Annotated in this window: 1 protein-coding gene; it reads right to left on the bottom strand. The window is 65.5% G+C overall.

What is annotated here, in order from left to right; genetic code table 11:
- The coding region (locus KK062_RS30030) for a KR prefix domain-containing protein (RefSeq protein WP_254088080.1) at positions 1–441 on the bottom strand (441 nt) is incomplete at both ends.

Here is a 441-nt window from a genome sequence, read left to right as displayed (position 1 = left end):
GATACAGTGCAGGCCCGCATGCTCCATCTTCTCGACCACCAGGTCGCTCAGCCCGCAGGGATCGCCGAGTACCAGCCACGTGCCTTGCAGCGCGGTGGCAGGGGGCGTGGGCGCCTGTAATTTTTCCCACTGCACGGTGTAAAACCATTGGCGCAGGGTTTCGCGCCGGCGCGTCTCGCGGCCGGTGTCGAGCACGACGCCTTCGAGGCCGCGCAGGTATAGAAACAACGTGCCGTCGCTGGTGCGTACAAAGATGTCGGCAGTGACGACGATGCGTCCCCGGGCTTCGTCGATTTCGGGGGTGTGCAGTACGGCCGTGCCTTCGAGTAGTTGATCGGGCGCCGGTGTGGGCGCCAGTACTTGCAGCAGCCCGACGCCTGTGAGGTAGCTCGCGGCGCCGCTAAAGCCTTGCCCCGGTTCGGCCAGCACGCGGTAGAAGAG

The sequence above is a fragment of the Dawidia cretensis genome, assembly GCF_018598175.1.
In the GTDB taxonomy this organism is placed as follows: Bacteria; Bacteroidota; Bacteroidia; order Cytophagales; family Cyclobacteriaceae; genus Ohtaekwangia; species Ohtaekwangia cretensis.
Note: the sequence above shows the minus strand (reverse complement) of the source record. Positions and strands in the feature narration are given on the sequence as shown.